Here is a 15259-nt window from a genome sequence, read left to right as displayed (position 1 = left end):
TTTTTTCTCAACAACCTGTTGTAGGCAAGGGAGAACGGTTTCAAGTATAATGAAAAAGAGGTGAGAAGCATGCAAGAAGCCATCAACATGTCCCCGTCCCCGTCATGGGAACATCAAATCGTTTGCGACAATCTTGTTTCCATGATCAAAGGAAAAAGCCAATGTCAACCGATTTCAAACTTATCCGTGAAACTCGAAAAGAACGGAAAAGTGATGAACGAGTTTATCCAGCCGGATGTCGCCGTCTATTGCGAACGGCCGGAAAAAATCACCGGCGGCTATAAGGGGCGGCCGCTCATCGTCATCGAAGTTGTCAACCCGTCAACATACAAAATCGATGTGACGCTGAAAAAAGATTTGTACTGCGCCTACGGAGTGGAAGAATACTGGATCGCCGACCCATACAACAAAACGACCCGCCAGTGCACACTCGAACATGATCGATACGCCGAGACGATCATCGCCTGCGGAGAAACGTTCGATTCTGTTATCGGAACGATTGACACCGCGCTCGTTTTCCAAGGTGTTTAATTGCCGAAACACCGCTTGTTGATCGCTGGGGACGGGGACGCGCTCACTGCGAAAGACGGGCGGCTCTATGGACCGAATCCAGCGTTTACGCTTGATATGAAGGAAGCGATGCGCTCGGTGCAAAAATGGCTCGATTTTCACATCGAGACGGTCGTCTGTTGCCGCGGCGGATTGTGCCGCGGCAACATTCGCGAACAGCTGGAGCGAATCACCTCGTCAACGGCATGACTTCAAAACAGCCTTGTCTCCCTAAACCGATAGTTATGGCGAGAAGAACGGTTTCGCATAGCTTTTCAAATAGGGAAACCTTGCTGTTGAGCCGAATGTGACGTTCCATGCCAGTTCTCTCGACGGCGCGGTCAATCAAATGCCAATCAAACGGCCAAACAAATCTGGGGCCGGCTTGCAAACAATGGGGATGTCGTTGTCCTGTCAACTGCATCCTTTTTCCCACCAACGCAAAATTCGCCATTGATTTTGTCCTGCTTTTCTTGTATAATCGAAAATGTCTCACCATCCATTTCGGGATGTAGCTCAGCTTGGTAGAGCACACGCATGGGGTGCGTGGGGTCGCAGGTTCAAATCCTGTCATCCCGATCGAAACCAGCTGGAAGGAAATCCAGCTGGTTTTTTGCTTTTCTGAGCCCGCGTTCAACATGTTGAAAACGAAGCACAAACAATTAAGGTGCTTGCCGTCCAGCAGCAAGGACGGCATATGCCTTCCCGTTTCTCCCTCAAACTAAATCAGCCCTACCTGCTTCCCCGCCAACGCAATGCAGTCAACAGCCATATCAATGTCTTCTTCCGTCATCGCGGCGGTGATGGAAAAACGAATGCGCGCTGTCCCCTCAGGAACGGTCGGTGGACGGATGGCGACAGCCGCGATGCCCGCTTCCTGCAGTAACTCGCTCATGGCCACAGCCCGATCGTTCGGACCGACGATCACGGGAACGATCGGCGTCTCGCTGCCGCCTGTATCAAACCCAAGCCGCTTCAGCTTGGCTCGGAACCTTTCACTTAAGGCATGCAGCCGCTCGCGCCGCTCCGGCTCAGATTGGACGATGCGAATGGCGGCTTCATTGGCGGCAAGGACAGCAGGCGGCAAAGCGGTTGTAAAAATGAAGCTGCGGGCGCTGTTGACCAAGTACTCGACAAGCCACGGCTCTCCTGTTACATATGCTCCGAAGCTGCCAAGCGCTTTGCTGAAGGTGCCGATGGCGATCACATCCTCTTCCTTCTCAAGCCCGAAATGGTGAAGCAGCCCTTCGCCGTTCGGTCCGAACACGCCGCCGCTGTGCGCTTCGTCAACGAGCAAAACGGCACGGTAACGCCGCTTCAACTCGACAAGCTCCTTCAATGGCGCCATATCGCCGTCCATGCTGAAGACAGCATCGGTGACGATCCATTTCCGCTTCGCAGGCGGAGATTGCTTTAACAATGATTCCAGCTGATCGATGTCGTTATGTCGATAGCGGAAACAGGTTGCTTTGCTCAAGCGGATGCCATCAATCAAACTCGCATGGTTCAACTTATCGCTAAAGACAAGATCATCTCGACCAATCAACGCTGTCAGCACGCCGATGTTGGCCGTGTAACCACTGTTGAAAATGAGCGCCGCTTCCGCATTTTTCCACTGTTTCAATGCAGCTTCTGCCCGCTCATAAAGCGGATGGTTGCCGACAACGAGCCGCGACGCTCCCGCTCCGGCTCCGTAGGACCGCATCGCTTCGCAGCCCGCTTCAATGAGCCGCTTGTCATCCGCCAACCCTAAATAATTATTGGACGCTAAATTCAACATCGGCTTTCCGTTCAGGATGACCGAAGCGCCTGAAGCCTCAGCCCGGCGCAGCTGACGTTTTTGCGCTTTTTGTTCCCATTCGTGCAGTTGGGCGGTTAGTTCGGCTTTCATCCGTATCCTCCCTTATATGTAAACTGTTTATAAAAAATAGTTTACATTAAAACCCGCAAATCGGCTAGGAAAAGATGAGCAGTTTCGTTTATTGATTATTTAGCACATGGTTCTGTGAATTATTCATTTCCACCCTCGACCGCATGCATAGTCCAATCGCAGACATGTCATACTATACGTGTTATCGACAAAAAGGAGGTGTTGGAAATGGATGTCCGTCGAGCGCAAGAAATTGCGTCGTCGCCAGTGATGGCGAACGTCACGTACAATGGCCAGCGCATTTACATCGAACATGTCGACCAGCAAAAAGGCGTGGCGACGATCCACCCGCTTGACAACCCGAACCAAAAGCAAAGCGTGCCGGTCGCAAGCTTAGAAGAGCATTCGTAACGAAACAAGCGAGAGAAAGGAACCGCCCTTTCTCCCGCTTTTTCCCTTAGTCAGCCGTCATCTCTTCCCGCTCTTTGCAGGCGTCTTGCACCGCTTGTTCCCTCATCGACGTCGACGCACGGCCTGCTGCTTTGGCGTCGACCGCGCGGGCTGCCCGTCGCGCTTGTTGTTCGGTTTCATTTTCATCGCGATCTCTCCTTTCGCCTCTAGCATGCCCCCAATGATGCGGCGAAAGAGCGGCCAACCCCTTCATCTAGAACACCGGTTTATTCGATTTTTTCCAACAACTCGATCCGGTTGTGAAACGGATCGCGAAACGAAAACCGCTTTACCCCCGGGATCGGTTTTTCGTCTTGCGTCGCGACGCCGCGCTCTTCCAAATAGCGGCGCGCCGCTTCCACATCTTCCACTTCAAACGCCGGGTGGCTTTTGCTGTTATAGCCGTCGCGTTTTTCGGTCCCGATGTGAAGCTCGATATCCCCGACTTTGTACCAAAGTCCGCCGTTTCCTTTCAACGATTCCGGCTTTTCGATTTCTTGAAAACCAAGCACACCGGTGTAAAAAGCGCGCGCTTCGTCTTCGGCGCCAAATGGAATGCAAATTTGCACATGGTCAAGCCGTTTGACACGAATCATCGTTTCTCTCCTCCCCTTTCGAATGCCGGTTTCATGCGGCCAATGAATAAAACAGCGGCGACCGCCCAAATCAATAGCACCGCTTCCACCACCCAAACATTCGTGACGACTTTCACCTGATACAAGGCAGGCATAACATCCATCGCGGCGTGAAGCAAAATGGCGTACAGGACATAGCGGAATTGCCGCTTGCGCACCCCAAACAAAACGAGTAGCGACAGCGCCGCGTGCACCGCCAAGGCAAACAGCCGTTCCAAGCCGCCTAACACGTACATCGCAAACGGCGTGTGCAGCACTTGCTCCTTGATCAGCTCCGCCTGCCTGGGCGAAAGCGACGGGGCGATCGTTTTGTCGAATGATCCGGATTGAATCAGGCTGGCAAGCACGATGACGTTGACCGCGCCAACCACCCCGAGCAATACCGCTTCCGTCCCGCCGTGTCCAAGCCCGAATGATAAACCATCGCCATATCCGCGATGTTGCTTTAGCAGCCAACGGAACCCGACATAGCGGCCAATTTCTTCAAACACGCCGGCGGCAAGCGCGGCGTATAGGACAAAGAGCCAGACGCTGTCCGTGCCTTTCAACGCCGGGCGCCCCGGTTCAAGCACGGCGATGTGCAACGCTTTTTCCAATACTTGTGAGAAAACGAGAAAGATTAGTGCCCCGATGCCGAGCGCCTTCCATGAAAGCCACCCTTTTTTCCTCCCATACCATACAAGTCCAATAGGAACCAACAGCGAAATGAATAACTGCGCCACTGCGCCCGCCATGCCCATATTATATCCCCCTTCCACCTATTCATGAACGTTTGCGCTGCTCTTGCTGATAATAGAGAAATGATTGAACAATGACATATATGTTGCCAAAAACGATGACGAGGATAAACATCTCCCCGCGCCAAAACACGGTCAGCATCGACAAAATCCCCATCGCGATAAACACTTTGCCGCCGAAGCGGTGCGTTTTGTTCCAAACGGTCTCGCTTTCCAACGTCCACGGCGTGCGGATGCCGACGAAATAATTATGTTTGATTTTCGGCATGTAGTTTCCAAGCACAATAAACAGCGCCCCGACGCCAAGCGGCACGAGCAGCCCAACATCGACCGGAAACCCGAGATTGTACGCCAATGTCACGACGTGCAGCACAAAGAAAAAGCATGCGAGCGCCGCATTGAAAATGCCGTAGCTTTTTTGAAAACGGCCGTAACTTTCTTTTTTCGGATCGAACTTCGGCAGCACTCCCATCAAAATGATGAGAAATGTCATCAATAAGGGCGGAAGAAACGCGCCCAACCATTTGTTGCTGAAGCCGTCCGCTTCACCGGAAGCATTCCAATGAACCGCCACTTGGTCCGGCAAATACGGGAGGGCGGCCAAACTTAATAAATAGGCCAAAGCAGTAAGCACAATCGCAAGTCGGCTAATCCTCATCGTTTCTCTCCCCCTTTTCGACAAAATCGTAAAACCAGCGGAGCAAATCTTGAAAAACCGTCGTGTTGAGCGAGTAATAGATATGCTGGCCCTCCCGACGATCCTGCACCAAATCAGCCTGTTTCAAAATTTTTAAATGGTGCGATACGCTCGGTTTTTGCATATCAAAGTGCGAAGCGATCTCCCCTGCCGTCAAATCCCCTTTTCGCAGCAAGGATAAAATTTTCCGGCGCGTCGGGTCGGCAATCGCTTTAAACGCTTCGTTGAACGACAATGGCGATCCCACCTTGTGAACGAGTTTTGGATACACCTTCAAGAGTTGGATTGGCCGCTGAGGGGTATCTTTCGTTTGTCGTTATTTCCTATGCGGCACATGCAAGCAGTTTTTCATGCATGTATATAGTTAGACATTTAGAAAACTGTCTAAATATAGAGTAAAACATTCGATATTTAGACATCTTTCTAATTAAAGAATATTCCATTTCCATTGGATTGTCAATGTCTTTCCCGACTTTTAACATCCCACATGCGGCAACCGATAGCTACCCCTCGACGAAAGAGAGGCGAACAGCCAAGCGCAGCCCCCTCCACCATTGGTAGAGGGGGACTTCTCACTGGCTTCTATGAAAACCCCGTCGGCCAAGCGGCAAGCAAACGCTCGCTTTTTTCGCGCTTGGACGTCAATAAGTATTCGAGCGTTTGGCAAAGGAACTTCCGCGTCTTTGCCGGATGGATGACGTCATCAATCAAATGCTTTCGCGCCGCCCCATACGGCGAACTGTCAAACGACCACTGTTTGAGCAACTCCTGACGCCGCTCATGCGGGTTGTCGGCGCGTTCAAGCTCGCGGCCGTATACGACGTTGACACCGACTTCTGGACCGGTGAAATTGATTTCCGCGCTCGGCCAGGCGACGACCACATCCGCTCCCATCCCCGGTCCGCACATATTGCCGTACGCCGCGCCGATGCTTTTGCGGATGACAACCGAAATTTTCGGGACGGTTGATAACGCCAGCGCCTGATTCCACACCATAATTTTCGTCGCCATTTTCGCTTTTTCCGCCTCGACGCTGATTCGAAAGCCAGGCGTATCATGCAAAAAAATGAGAGGAATATGGTACGAGTCGCACAAGCAAATGAATTCCGTCGCCTTTTGGCATTCCTGCGGCCCGGGCGCTCCTGCGTATTGGTTGGGCTGATTGGCGATGATGCCGACTACATGGCCGTTCAAATGAGCCAAAACGGTGATGAGCGCTTTGCCGAATTTTTTCTGGCACTCAAAATAGTCGCCGTCATCGACAAGGCAGGCGATGATGTTTCGCATATCATAGACGCGGCTTCGTCTGTCCGGCAAAATCGAAAACACTTCCTCCACCATCCGGTATGGGTCATCGTCCGTCTTCCGCATTGGCGGCCGCTCGTTCGCGTTTGGCGGCATGTACGAGAAAAATCGTTTCAGCTGCCCGATGCATTCCTCCTCCGTCTCGCCATCGGCGTCAATTTGCCCTGTATACTGGTGATGAATGTCTACGCCCCCAAGCTCTTCTGGAGAAACGCGCTGCCCGTTTGCCAGCTCGAGCATGCGCGGCCCGGCGATCGCCATGCATGTCCCCTTCAGCTGCGTGACAAAGTCGCAACTGACCGCCGTCCATGTCGGACCGCCGTAGCTGTCTCCCAAAATCGCCACCATTGTCGGCACTTGTCGGTGATGAGTGAGCAGCTCGCGCGGAAACAATTTGTCGCTGATCCCGTCCGACCCCATTCCGTCCGGCATGCGCAGCCCGCCGCCTTCATGGAGGAAAAACATCGGCAAGCCATTTCTCACGGCCAACGCATGCATTTGCCGCGATTTGCGCAAATGGACGTTTCCCTCCGTGCCAGCGAGCACCGTTTTATCCCCGGCGATCACGACGGCAGGGCGGCCGCTTACTTTGCCGATGCCGGCGACGAGCCCGTCTCCATACGTCGTTTCTTCCAAACCAGGTTGGTCGGACGCGTTCAGCTGTCCGAACTCGACAAAAGTTTCGGCATCCACAAGCCGTTCGATCCGCTCCCTGGCCGTCAGCAGCCCTTTCGCGTGCTGCTTGGCGATTTTCTCTTCTCCGCCGCCTAGCGCGGCGCGTGCTTTTTTCGCCATCAGTTCGTCTGTTAATTGACGCAAATGTTTCATCGCGATCCCCCTTTGGCAGAAAAAGGCGGGGCGGCCCGCATCAAACCCCGCCGCTATGTTAGCCCCTTGGCAACAACTTTCGCAATACTTTTCCGGAAGGCGTCGCCGGCAGCTCGTCAATCAGCTCGACATAGCGCGGATATTTAAACGCTGCCATATGTGTTTTCGCCCATTCGATCAAGTCAGACGGCGCCACCCTTCCTTTGTACGAATCATGGAGAACGACAAACGCTTTCGGCACTTCCCCTTTCGCCGGGTCAGGCACGCCGATGACCGCGCATTGCTTAACGGCCGGATGCTCGTTCAACAGCGCCTCGACGTCTTCCGGAAAGACGCTGTAGCCGGACACTTTGATCATTTCTTTCAACCGGCCTTGGAAATACAAATAGCCGTCTTCATCGATATACCCGATATCACCTGTGTACACCCACCCGTCTTTCAGCGTCTCGTTCGTCGCGTCATCGCGGCGGAAGTAACCTTTAAAGACACCTGGATTTTTGACGACAATTTCCCCCGACCGTCCGGGCCCAAGCTCCTGTTTCGTTTCCGGGTCGATGATGCGGATGTCCGTCTCATACGTTGGGATGCCGCACGAGCCGAATTTCACGCGATCATCCGGCATAAACGTGTCGCACGTATGCGTCTCGCTCAGCCCATATGCCGCCTCATACAGCGAGCACCCGCCGGTCGCTTCCGCCCAACGCGCGGCAAGGTCTTTCGTCACCGGCAGACCGAAGCTCGTCGCCAAGTTGCGTTTTAAACTTGACAAGTCGGCAGAAGTGGTTGGCAGCACTTGCAAAAGGGCTGCATTCATCGGGGCGATGCTGTACCAGGCTGTCACCTTGTACATTTCAACGGCCTTGATCGTTGCCATCGGGTCAAAGCGGGTGAACAGCACGCACGGATTCCCCGTGTACACCGGCGTATTCAGCCCCATCACCATCCCGGCGATATGGCAAAGCGGTGAATGGGCCATCAGCACTTCCGCTTTTTCCGTCAACCGGTTCGCCTGCGCAGACGCGGCCGTCTTAAACAGGGCGTTGCCATACGTCAGCATCGCCCCTTTCGGCCGCCCAGTCGTGCCGGATGTGAAAATGATCAGCCCGACATCGTTCCATAAGTCAATGGGAGCGGCCTCATCGAGCGGCGGATAAGCGGCGATGATAGCCGCAAAATCGTCCGCCTCGCCGTTTGACTGCTTTGGTTGCACGAGCTCGGCGCAAAGCGGGATGCCTCCTGCCGGGTCCGCGTAATCGCCGTAATGGCACGCCACGATAAACGACAACGGGGCTGTTTGTTGTTCCGCTTGTCGCACGCGCGGCAATCCTTCTTCTCCGGCGATGATGCCGACAAGCGGCACTTCAGCGAAAAAATAGGCAAGCTCTGATTCCCGGTACATCGGGTTGAGCGGAACAACGATGCCGCCGAGCTGCTGAACGGCAAAATGGGCGATGATGTATTGCGGGCAGTTTTGCATGTACAAGGCGACATAGCTTCCTTTTCCCACCTCTTTTTCCCGCAAATAGCGGGCAAAACGGCGGACGTGATCGAGCAATGTTCCCCACGTCATCACCTTGTTATAGAAGATGTACGCCGGCTGGTTTTCCTCCCGTTCGCCGCGATGGCGCAAATAATGATAGAGCGGCTGTTCGCCGAGCACGTAGCGGAGCTCCGTCGGCAGCCCGCTCGGCCAGTATGGGCGCGTTTCGTTCATCAGTTTCACCATCCTTCGTTAAAATACTGAACGGTTGGTATGTTCTCTATCAGAAAACGCTCTCAAACGGTTGTTCATGTCCCCTGCTTCATCCATATGCATATCATTTCGCCATCATTCGCCCGTTTTCCTTTTTCGAACAGCCAACCATTTTCCCCGATGCGGCAAACAGCCGCCCCTTCCACATTGGAGAAGGAGCGGCTGTTAGGAAGCCCGGAGCAGCCTGCGCGGCGTGATGGCAGTCATTTATACGCTGCTGCCGGACGTTTTGGAAGATGTTGCTTACACTTTTTAGCAAGCGAAATATATTCGTTCACTATTTCACAATATATTCAAGAAGTGATGGACAAACAGTGAACAGCGCCGCTTTTCTCAATCCATTACCATCGCCTTGGACAAGGGCTCGGCAGAGAATTTCCTTTCAAACAAAGCGCAACACATTTTCTTGAATTGAATGAAAAAAGGCATCCCAATCTCTTTTAGGATACCTTTGTCGATAACGGCCGTCGGGCGAATTACTTCGCCCGCTGCCGATCAGGGAACAGCAGACTGAACAGCACGCCGGCGGCCAAAGCAATGGCAAACGTCGTAAACCGCGAACTAATGATGGCTTCAAGCGGCGAGGAAATCCAAACGACCGTGCTGATAAAACCGGCCGCAATGGTCGCGATGACGCCGATGCCGGAATACCGTTTCCAAAAGAAGGCTAACAAAATGGCCGGGGACAGCGTGCAGCCAATTCCCGCCCACGCCCAGCTGACGATAAGATACACAAGCGATTCGGATGTCATCGCCAGCACCAAGCCAAGCAGCCCAGCGATGACGACAACCGCGCGGGAAAGGGCGACAAGCTGCTTTTCCGACAGGCGAAGGCGCAGCGAGCGGCGGACGATATCTTCGCTAATGGAGCTGGTGATCACGAGCAGCTGCGAATCGGCTGTTGTCACGATGGCCGCCAAAATGCCCGACAAAAGCACCCCGGCGAGCCACGGCGGCAATAAATCCAGCGCCATGTGCGGCAACACCGTTTCAACATCGGCAAGCGATTGATTTTGGTAAAGAGCGATCGCCGCAAGGCCAATCAAAAACGCGCCTCCATAGGCCAGCAACGTCCAAATGATGGCCACTGTTTTGGCCGTTTTCGCCTCGCGGGCATCTTTTAATGCCATGAAGCGGACGCTTAGTTGCGGTTGGCCGCCAAGATAGCCGAAAAACCATGCAAAATTGTTAAACAGCAGCAGCCCGAGCGCGAAACCCGCCGCCCCTCCCGTCCATGAGTCAAGATTCGGCTCGGCCTGATGAAGAGCCGCGCTGATCGACAGCCCGCCGCTGTAAATTTCCACCACCGCCACGATGGGTAAAATCACGAGCGTGGCCAGCATAAGCACACTTTGAATCATATCTGTCCAGACGACGCTGACAAATCCGCCGGTATACGACAAAAGGATGACAATCGCCGCACTGATGATCATGCCAAGCTTCGGATCGATATGAAACACGGCAAACAGCGTCTTGCCCGCTCCAGCGATTTGCGCGCTGAAGTAAAACATCATGAAACTGAAAATTAAGACGGTGGAAAGCCATAAAATCGTTTGCCCGTGCGCACCGAACCGTTTGGCTAAATAGCCTGGCAACGTCAAGGCGCCGTATCGCTCCGCCTCTTGCCGGAACCGATCCGCTAAAAAAAGCCAGGCGCACACGATGCCGATGACGATGCCGACAGCCACCCAAATGGCAGAAAGCCCGCTCGCAAACACAAAACCCGTGTAGCCAAGCAGCAGCCATGCTGATTCGCCCGTCGCCCGCTCGGAAAACGCGAGCGCCCAGCCGGGCAATTGTTTTCCGCCAAGCAAAAAGTCGGAATGGCTCATCTCCTTTTTCCCATACCAATAGCCAAGCGCCGCCATCACAAGACAATACAGCACGAGTTCTGCCAAAATGATGCCATTCATCGTTTCTCCTCCCCGTTGTATCATTTTCTCCCGGCTGTCATCGCACCGTTCTCACCTTCTCTTCCAGCCATCCCTCCTTTCGTAGAAAAAGCCAGCATTGTCCTCATGCGGAGACGACAATGCCGGCGCTGTTGTCCAATCGTTTCCCCTTCCTGCTGTCTTCTCTTTTATTATTACTTTTATGATCGTGGTATGTCGTTTATTCCGGCGGCCGGGATGTATGAAAGTTGCCAAAGGGAACAACATTGTATTAAAGTGGACTTGACACCAAAAAAAGGAGTGACCGAAGTGGATCGTTGGGAAAACGAATTAACCAAATATGCCGAGCTGGCGGTGAAGGTGGGCGTGAACATTCAGCCCGGACAGACGCTGTTTGTCAACGCCCCGCTTGAGGCGGCGCCGCTCGTCCGCAAAATCGCCAAAACCGCGTACGAAACCGGGGCGAAGCACGTGTATGTCGAATGGAACGACGAGGCGCTTACATACATCAAATTTACACACGCACCGGATGAAGCATTTTCCGAATATCCGATGTGGCGGGCGAGAGCGATGGAAGAACTCGCCGAACAAGGCGCTGCCTTTTTATCGATTTACGCTCCCAATCCTGACTTGTTAAGAGACGTCGATCCAAAGCGGATCGCAACGGCCAATAAAACAGCGGCTCAAGCGCTCGCCAACTACCGGAGCGCCATTATGGCCGACCGGAACTGCTGGTCGCTCATTTCCGTTCCGACGGCTGCTTGGGCGCAAAAAGTATTTGGCGATCTGCGTGATGAAGAAGCCATCGACCAATTATGGGAAGCGATTTTCCGCATCGTCCGCGTCGACCAAGACGATCCGATCACTGCGTGGCGCGAACATAACGATCGGCTCGCCCGCATCGTCGATTACCTCAATGCCAAGCAATACAAACAGCTCGTTTATGAAGCGCCTGGCACCAATCTCACCATCGAGCTCGTCGACGGGCACGTCTGGCACGGCGGCGCGGCGACAAGTCAAAGCGGCGTGCGCTTCAATCCAAATATTCCGACAGAAGAAGTATTCACAATGCCCCATAAAGACGGCGTCAACGGCACGGTGCGCAACACGAAGCCGCTCAATTACAACGGCAACGTGATCGATCGGTTTACGCTCACGTTCAAAGATGGTCAAGTCGTCGACTTCAGCGCCGAAGAGGGGTATGAAACGCTGAAGCATTTGCTTGACACCGATGACGGGGCGCGCCGCCTCGGCGAAGTCGCCCTCGTGCCGCACGAATCGCCGGTGTCGATGTCGAACCTCATTTTTTACAACACGCTGTTTGACGAAAACGCCGCCTGCCATTTGGCGCTCGGCAAGGCGTATCCGACGAACATCGAAAACGGCGCTTCATTGTCCAAAGACGAGCTTGACCGTCGCGGCGTCAACGACAGCCTCGTCCATGTCGACTTTATGATCGGCTCGGCTGAGCTGAACATTGACGGCGTGACAAAAGACGGCAAACGCGAACCGATTTTCCGCAACGGCAGCTGGGCATTCGAACTGTCGTAATCGGTTCCACCGGTTCTAAACAATAAGGCTGCGCCAAACGATCGGCCAGACCCGATCGTTGACGCAGCCTTATTCCGTTCAAACACGGTTCCGCACGGAACCATTAGACCGAACGGATTGGTTTGTTTTCGTCCTGCAGCCATTGCCCAGCGGCGGATGCGGCCTGCGCCAGCTGCTCGCATTGCCGCAAGCGAATGCCAAAGAGCACGAGCGGGTCGCGGTACGCCTCCGGGTTTTTGCGCATATGTTTGAGCTCGCCTTCCTGGGCGGCGATCTCCAGCTCCAGCCGTTTCAACGTTTCCTCAAGCGCCGTCAATGGCGCATGGAAAAATTGGGTGACATCGCGCTCAAGCGATTTGGCAAACCATTCAAACGGCAGCAGCAACTGCTCGATGACCGCTTCCACCACCTCGGTGTAATCTTGCGTCTGGATGAACTGTTTATACTTTTGCACTAGCATCGCCTTGTTTTGCGCAAAGGCGCCGAGCAGTTTGCCCGCCCCTTTCAACAGCAGCTGGCTTGGCGTTCTGCGCAGGAAAACGTTCACCTTTTCCATTTGCGCTCCACTTGTCAACCGATCGGCATCACGCCGCCAATCGGCGAGAATGCGAAAATCGCATTCGAGCTTGAGCCGCTCCTCGCCGAACATGGCGTTAAACCCTTCGCCCATTTCATGCAAAAACACCTGGCATTCGTTAAATTCATCTTCCGTCGCTGCAATCCAATGTTCCATGGCGCGGCGCAGCTTTGGCAACACCTCTTCGTTGAGATAAGCGCGAAGCCGTTCGTTCGCTTTGTCGTTCAGTTCAAGATGCAAGCGGGAAAAATCGCTGTCTTCGCTCACAAGCTCCGCCATGTTGCGCAACAGATCGGGAATCGCCGCTGACAGCTCGGCCCGCACTTCCGCCAACACAGTGCGGAACGACTTGGCTGCTTTGGCTGTTTTCTCCTCTTGCAGGTCGCCGAGCTGATGAATAGCGCCGCTGAGTTTGGCCGCCATTTCTTTTTTCCACACGACCAGCTCCGCCAAGCGGCTTTCCGCCTCGGCCCGCTGTCGGAATAAATGAGCGATGAACTGGCGGATCGTCGTTAAAATCGCTTCCTCGCGGCGGACCGGTGACACATGGCGACGCATCTCCTCAAGCCAACCGACGAGGGCTTGTTGCTGCTTGCGGCTTGGCGCATGCGGCGAATAGACAATGACGCTGGCTCCCGGAACGATCGTACGAATGTGCGCTTCAACTTCCTCAACGATTCTCGCCGTCTCCTCTTCATCCACCATCCCGTCGCCTGGAGGAAGCAAAACGTACATCGGCGCATGCGGCGCCCGCTCGCAAAGCTGCAGCATCAACTGTTCATCGGCGCTAGAAAACGGATCTTCGCCGTTAAGAAGAAAGAGAATGCTGTCAGCGAGTGAAAGCGACACGAGCGCTTCATGTTCGGATGAAGCGCGCCCGCCGAGCGGACCGATATCCAACAAGACAATCCCTTGCGGCACGAGTGAAAACGGCGCCGTGCATTCAATGACAACGTCATCGGAGAATCGGCTTCCGCGTTCTCCCGTTGCCTGTTGAAATTCATCCATGCTTGAAAAAACGGTAAACTGGTCGTCGCTGATGTTCACGACTTCCATCTCCCCGCCGTTTCTCCACACAAGCACCGGCGCAGACGGCGCCGCCAACGCTGCCTCGCCGACCAACGTCCGCAAAAACGCCAACCGCTCATGGCGTGACGCCCCAGCGACCAAAACGAAATGCGTCCGCGAATCGGACAGCTGCCGCACGAGCCAACGGAAGCGGAAATGCGAGCCCGCCCGCTGCTCTTCCGCCCAATCGGCAATTTCTTCAAATAGCGACACACCAGCTTCCCGAGCTGGCTGTTTCGCATCGACGAGCCGCTTAGCGGCGTCGTTCACCGTCTCTTCTTCAAACGCCTCAGGAAATTTCTCACTCCACGCCAACAAGGCAGCTGCCGCCACTGCGGTCTCGGGACCGTCAGCTAAACTCACCCAACTTTTTACAAGGGGTGGCACCACTTCCACCAACTCTTTCAATCGGTACGGCCCTTTCATCAATCCCGCATAGGCTTCCCCTAAAAGGCCAGGAATTCGCTTCCAGTCGTAGTCGCGGCTGATCGCCAACTCATCATAGAGGCGGTTCCACTCCGCGAGCCACGAAAAATAGAGGTCTCCATCCCGATAACCGTTCCATAGCGCCTGCACAAGCCGTTCAAACTTCACGCGATCCATTTCATACAATAGCGCCAGGCAGCGCGAAAACCGCGCAGGCGTCATCGTTCGCGCATGTCCTTGCTCCACGTAGCCAGTCAAGATGTCCGCCCAGCGGCGCGCCGATGTCCGCACGGCCTCACCTAAAGCCAGTTCAACCGCACTTTGCCAGTCGCCTTGCTCCTCGAAAAAAGCGCGCGCCCATTCGGTCATATTCGGGTAATCCGGATACAGCGTCACGCCGCGCTTAATCGTGTCATCGGCTTTCTCTTTCTCCCCCGACTCGCGGTAGAGCGAAAACAGGCGCAAAATGATTTCCGCTTGCAACGTTTCGCTTTCTGTATCAATCGAGCGGTACAGCTCCTCGGCCAACTCAAGCCGTCCAAGCTCATAGTAACTGTCGGCGATGTTTTTTTGCGCCCATGGGCGCAAATCGCTGCGATGGACTTGTTCCCATTTAAAGATCGCCGTTTCATAGTCGCGGCGGTGGAAATACACTTCCCCTTGGGCAAAGCGAATCGACGACAAATCAGCGCCATCCTGATGAGCCGCGAAAAACATATCACCAAGCACGCCAACTACATCGCGTTGCCCTGCCTCGATCAGCGTCTCGTAAAATGTTTTATGAACCAGTTGCTGTTCAAACCCCATGTCGATCACCTGACTCGTATAGTTGCCATGCATGTTCATTGTATGGCACGTTTTATGATTTTATTTCTATTCTATACATTTTACCAAACTTTCGTGGAAAGGAACGTTTCAATT

14 protein-coding genes and 1 tRNA gene are annotated in these 15259 nt (G+C 54.0%); 5 read left to right on the top strand and 10 right to left on the bottom strand.

The genetic code is table 11. The annotated features are described in order from the left end of the window. The first annotated feature begins 69 nt into the window (after positions 1 to 69). From BJQ97_RS07325 to BJQ97_RS07315, 3 genes are all read left to right on the top strand, one after another. Positions 70 to 531 carry a Uma2 family endonuclease gene (locus BJQ97_RS07325; protein WP_160156069.1) on the top strand — a complete coding sequence of 154 codons (462 nt, stop codon included), beginning with the start codon at positions 70 to 72 and terminating at the stop codon, positions 529 to 531. Then, positions 532 to 759, top strand: coding sequence for an MBL fold metallo-hydrolase (locus BJQ97_RS07320; RefSeq protein WP_160156068.1), 228 nt, complete (start codon positions 532 to 534; stop codon positions 757 to 759). A gap of 295 nt (positions 760 to 1054) precedes the next feature. After that, positions 1055 to 1128: transfer RNA gene (locus BJQ97_RS07315), tRNA-Pro, on the top strand. A gap of 142 nt (positions 1129 to 1270) precedes the next feature. Here BJQ97_RS07315 and bioF read toward each other — a convergent pair. Then, positions 1271 to 2440: an 8-amino-7-oxononanoate synthase gene (gene bioF / locus BJQ97_RS07310; RefSeq protein ID WP_160156067.1), complete on the bottom strand. Its 1170-nt coding sequence runs from the start codon at positions 2438 to 2440 to the stop codon at positions 1271 to 1273. A 207-nt stretch (positions 2441 to 2647) separates the two neighbouring features. Between bioF and BJQ97_RS07305 the strand changes: the two genes are divergently transcribed. Beyond that, positions 2648 to 2830, top strand: a complete 183-nt coding sequence (locus BJQ97_RS07305) for a small acid-soluble spore protein H (protein ID WP_011231614.1) — start codon at positions 2648 to 2650, stop codon at positions 2828 to 2830. Between the two features lie 46 nt (positions 2831 to 2876). Here the strand turns inward: BJQ97_RS07305 and BJQ97_RS17370 are convergent, their stop codons facing one another. The 8 genes from BJQ97_RS17370 to BJQ97_RS07270 form a co-directional block, all read right to left on the bottom strand. After that, positions 2877 to 3083, bottom strand: a complete 207-nt coding sequence (locus BJQ97_RS17370) for a hypothetical protein (protein WP_201451744.1) — start codon at positions 3081 to 3083, stop codon at positions 2877 to 2879. 13 nt (positions 3084 to 3096) lie between these two features. Further along, a complete protein-coding gene (locus tag BJQ97_RS07300) occupies positions 3097 to 3465 on the bottom strand; it encodes a VOC family protein (protein WP_160156066.1) in 369 nt (122 codons plus the stop codon). Continuing rightward, entirely contained in the window at positions 3462 to 4244 is a 783-nt protein-coding gene (locus BJQ97_RS07295; RefSeq protein ID WP_160156065.1) for a YhfC family intramembrane metalloprotease, read from the bottom strand. The genes BJQ97_RS07300 and BJQ97_RS07295 overlap by 4 nt, the downstream gene beginning before the upstream one ends. 22 nt (positions 4245 to 4266) lie before the next feature. Further along, positions 4267 to 4899, bottom strand: coding sequence for an SdpI family protein (locus BJQ97_RS07290; RefSeq protein ID WP_160156064.1), 633 nt, complete (start codon positions 4897 to 4899; stop codon positions 4267 to 4269). Beyond that, entirely contained in the window at positions 4889 to 5173 is a 285-nt protein-coding gene (locus BJQ97_RS07285; RefSeq protein ID WP_160156063.1) for an autorepressor SdpR family transcription factor, read from the bottom strand. The genes BJQ97_RS07290 and BJQ97_RS07285 overlap by 11 nt, the downstream gene beginning before the upstream one ends. Positions 5174 to 5520: 347 nt before the next feature. Further along, positions 5521 to 7071 (bottom strand): acyl-CoA carboxylase subunit beta, encoded by a 1551-nt coding sequence (locus BJQ97_RS07280; RefSeq protein WP_160156062.1) that lies wholly within the window; start codon positions 7069 to 7071, stop codon positions 5521 to 5523. Positions 7072 to 7129: 58 nt separating this feature from the next. Continuing rightward, positions 7130 to 8785: a class I adenylate-forming enzyme family protein gene (locus tag BJQ97_RS07275; protein WP_160156061.1), complete on the bottom strand. Its 1656-nt coding sequence runs from the start codon at positions 8783 to 8785 to the stop codon at positions 7130 to 7132. Between the two features lie 515 nt (positions 8786 to 9300). Continuing rightward, positions 9301 to 10737 carry a sodium/proline symporter gene (locus BJQ97_RS07270; RefSeq protein ID WP_160156060.1) on the bottom strand — a complete coding sequence of 479 codons (1437 nt, stop codon included), beginning with the start codon at positions 10735 to 10737 and terminating at the stop codon, positions 9301 to 9303. 288 nt (positions 10738 to 11025) lie between these two features. On the opposite strand from BJQ97_RS07270, the gene BJQ97_RS07265 reads away from it, so the two are divergent. Next, positions 11026 to 12267: an aminopeptidase gene (locus BJQ97_RS07265; protein WP_160156059.1), complete on the top strand. Its 1242-nt coding sequence runs from the start codon at positions 11026 to 11028 to the stop codon at positions 12265 to 12267. A 103-nt stretch (positions 12268 to 12370) separates the two neighbouring features. Here the strand turns inward: BJQ97_RS07265 and BJQ97_RS07260 are convergent, their stop codons facing one another. Further along, entirely contained in the window at positions 12371 to 15184 is a 2814-nt protein-coding gene (locus BJQ97_RS07260; protein ID WP_160156058.1) for a tetratricopeptide repeat protein, read from the bottom strand. Between the last annotated feature and the right edge of the window lie 75 nt (positions 15185 to 15259).

It is taken from the genome of Geobacillus sp. TFV-3 (genome assembly GCF_009901865.1).
In the GTDB taxonomy this organism is placed as follows: domain Bacteria; phylum Bacillota; class Bacilli; order Bacillales; family Anoxybacillaceae; genus Geobacillus; species Geobacillus thermoleovorans_A.
Note: the sequence above shows the minus strand (reverse complement) of the source record. Positions and strands in the feature narration are given on the sequence as shown.

Bases quoted from the DNA above. Each gene is read 5' to 3' on its own strand.
- BJQ97_RS07325 (WP_160156069.1), top strand. From the start codon at position 70: ATGCAAGAAGCCATCAACATGTCCCCGTCCCCGTCATGGGAACATCAA.
- bioF (WP_160156067.1), bottom strand. From the start codon at position 2,440: ATGAAAGCCGAACTAACCGCCCAACTGCACGAATGGGAACAAAAAGCG.
- BJQ97_RS07305 (WP_011231614.1), top strand. From the start codon at position 2,648: ATGGATGTCCGTCGAGCGCAAGAAATTGCGTCGTCGCCAGTGATGGCG.
- BJQ97_RS17370 (WP_201451744.1), bottom strand. From the start codon at position 3,083: ATGAAGGGGTTGGCCGCTCTTTCGCCGCATCATTGGGGGCATGCTAGA.
- BJQ97_RS07300 (WP_160156066.1), bottom strand. From the start codon at position 3,465: ATGATTCGTGTCAAACGGCTTGACCATGTGCAAATTTGCATTCCATTT.
- BJQ97_RS07295 (WP_160156065.1), bottom strand. From the start codon at position 4,244: ATGGGCATGGCGGGCGCAGTGGCGCAGTTATTCATTTCGCTGTTGGTT.
- BJQ97_RS07290 (WP_160156064.1), bottom strand. From the start codon at position 4,899: ATGAGGATTAGCCGACTTGCGATTGTGCTTACTGCTTTGGCCTATTTA.
- BJQ97_RS07280 (WP_160156062.1), bottom strand. From the start codon at position 7,071: ATGAAACATTTGCGTCAATTAACAGACGAACTGATGGCGAAAAAAGCA.
- BJQ97_RS07275 (WP_160156061.1), bottom strand. From the start codon at position 8,785: ATGAACGAAACGCGCCCATACTGGCCGAGCGGGCTGCCGACGGAGCTC.
- BJQ97_RS07270 (WP_160156060.1), bottom strand. From the start codon at position 10,737: ATGAATGGCATCATTTTGGCAGAACTCGTGCTGTATTGTCTTGTGATG.
- BJQ97_RS07260 (WP_160156058.1), bottom strand. From the start codon at position 15,184: ATGAACATGCATGGCAACTATACGAGTCAGGTGATCGACATGGGGTTT.